This is a genomic window from Atribacter sp., from assembly GCF_035418125.1.
GTDB lineage: Bacteria > Atribacterota > Atribacteria > Atribacterales > Atribacteraceae > Atribacter > Atribacter allofermentans.
In genome coordinates, this window is sequence record NZ_DAOLQM010000300.1 from 1 (window position 1) to 2457 (window position 2457).

Here is a 2457-nt window from a genome sequence, read left to right on the forward strand (position 1 = left end):
CAGGATTAGAAAAAGCCATGATCGCTATTGGAATCGTTTATATTCCCCAGATGGCCCGAGTGGTTCGAAGTGCTATTTTAGTGATCAAAGAAATGGATTATATTGAAGCTGAAAAAGCCTTAGGAGCCTCCCATTTCCGGATTATTTGGCATCATATCCTTCCTAATGCCCTGGCTCCGGTTATTGTATATTCCACCCTGAGTGTTGCCGGGGCTATTCTCGATGCTGCAGCTTTAGGCTTTTTAGGACTCGGGGCTCTTCCACCCACACCCGAATGGGGATCGATGCTTTCCAATAGTCGACAATTTCTAACTTCAGGAGCCTGGTGGGCAGCAACCTTCCCGGGCTTAGCGATTATGTTGTCGGTATTAGGGTTAAACCTCTTAGGAGATGGTCTACGCGATGCTCTTGATCCGCGTTTACGAGTATGAAAACTATGAATGATATTATTCTCCAAATCAATAATTTAAAAACTTATCTGACCACTCCATCAGGAATTGTCCAGGCTGTTGATGGGGTTGACCTTAATATAGCTGCCAACCAAACCCTCGGGTTGGTTGGTGAATCAGGTTGCGGGAAAAGTATGACTGCCCTCTCCATTTTAAAACTCTATCCCAAACCCCAGGGAAAAATTGTGGATGGTCAAATCATCTTTTTAGGCGATGATCTAGTTAAAAAAACCGAAGAGGAAATGTATACCATCCGAGGGAAAAAAATTTCAATGATTTTTCAAGAACCAATGACCTCCCTGGATCCGGTATTTCCTGTCGGAAAGGAAATTGTTGAAGTGCTGACTATCCATCAAAAACTTAGTATACCAGAAGCAGAAAAACAAGCCATTGAACTTCTAAAAAGAGTGCGCATACCCGAACCAAAAAGACGGTTCAGAGAATACCCCCATCAAATGAGTGGTGGGATGCGACAGAGAGTCATGATTGCTATGGCTTTAGCTTGCCGCCCAGCTCTTTTAATCGCCGACGAACCAACCACTGCTCTTGATGTGACTATACAAGCTCAAATCATCTCACTTATTAACGATCTTAAGAGGGAATTTCAAACTGCGGTCCTTCTCATCACCCATGATTTAGGTATTGTAGCTGAAACCTGTCAGCAAGTTGCGGTCATGTATGCTGGAAAAATCGTTGAAAGAGCTGATGTTTATTCCATCTTTTCAAATACCCGTCACCCTTACACCGTTTCTCTATTAAATGCCATTCCCCGAATTCAGAGGGATCGGCAACGTTTGGAATCAATCCCAGGAAGAGTTCCCAATCTATGTTTTCCCCCGGGTGGATGCCGATTCCATCCCCGTTGTTCTAAAAAAATGACGATTTGCTCAACCACCGAACCATTATTAAAAGAAATTGAAAAGGATCACTGGGTCGCATGTCACCTTTATTGATATCCCTGCAACAGCTAAGCAAACAATTTTACTTATATGACCAAACCACCAATGAAAAGGGAGTGGTTGATGCGGTCAATGCTGTTGGCCTCGACATATTGAGCGGAGAAACCCTTGGATTGGTTGGAGAGTCTGGTTGTGGAAAAAGTACTTTAGGACGATGTATTCTTCGCTTAATTGAGCCAACTGCGGGGAAAATTATCTATGAGAACCAAAATCTATTAAAAATCCCAGAAAAGAATTTTAAGCCTTATCGTAAAAAGATGCAAATTGTCTTTCAAGATCCCTTTGCGTCTTTGAATCCTCGTAAGTCGATTCGGTTTATTCTTGAAGAGCCTTTGATTATCCATGGAATGTCCAATTCTCAAGATCGGAAAAAACGTTTAGATGAAACTATAGAAAAGGTGGGCTTAACTCAGGAGGACCTCAAGCGATATCCTCATGAATTTTCCGGGGGACAACGTCAAAGAATAGGAATAGCCCGAGCATTGATTTTAAAACCAGATTTTATCGTGTGTGACGAACCGGTTTCGGCTCTTGACGTTTCTATTCAGGCTCAAATTTTAAATTTACTCATTGATCTTCAACAGGAAATGAAGCTCACATATCTCTTTATCTCTCATGACCTGAGTGTGGTAAAGCATATTAGTAACCGAATAGCCGTCATGTATTTAGGAAGAATTGTTGAAACAGCTCCAACAGATGAAATATTCGAAAACCCACTCCATCCTTATACTATGGCACTTCTTTCGTCAATACCCGTCCCCGATCCTACCCTGAAAAAGGATCGCTTAATTCTTGAAGGAGATCCTCCCAGTCCTCTAAATCCGCCAACTGGATGTCGATTCCATACTCGTTGTCCTCAACAAATGGATATTTGTTCTAAGGAAATACCGGATAGGAAAGCTATTACCTCTGAGCATTTTGTCTACTGTCATTTATATAATGACTTGGGTGATTCGTAATAAAGATCATGAAATGGGAGAGGATTAGAGGGAGAAGGAACTCTGGCTCGTCATTGCGAGACCTGGTTTTTTGAGGTCGTGGCAATCTCA

Annotated in this window: 3 protein-coding genes; all 3 read left to right on the forward strand. The window is 42.1% G+C overall.

Translation table 11 applies throughout. The features are described 5' to 3' along the window. Window positions 1–431: ABC transporter permease (locus PLK24_RS10765; protein ID WP_324479011.1), on the forward strand; the 431-nt coding region annotated here is incomplete at its 5' end. 5 nt (window positions 432–436) lie between these two features. Beyond that, entirely contained in the window at window positions 437–1402 is a 966-nt protein-coding gene (locus PLK24_RS10770) for an ABC transporter ATP-binding protein (RefSeq protein ID WP_433872974.1), read from the forward strand. Further along, window positions 1387–2367 (forward strand): ABC transporter ATP-binding protein, encoded by a 981-nt coding sequence (locus PLK24_RS10775; RefSeq protein WP_324479015.1) that lies wholly within the window; start codon window positions 1387–1389, stop codon window positions 2365–2367. The genes PLK24_RS10770 and PLK24_RS10775 overlap by 16 nt, the downstream gene beginning before the upstream one ends. Window positions 2368–2457: the final 90 nt, after the last annotated feature.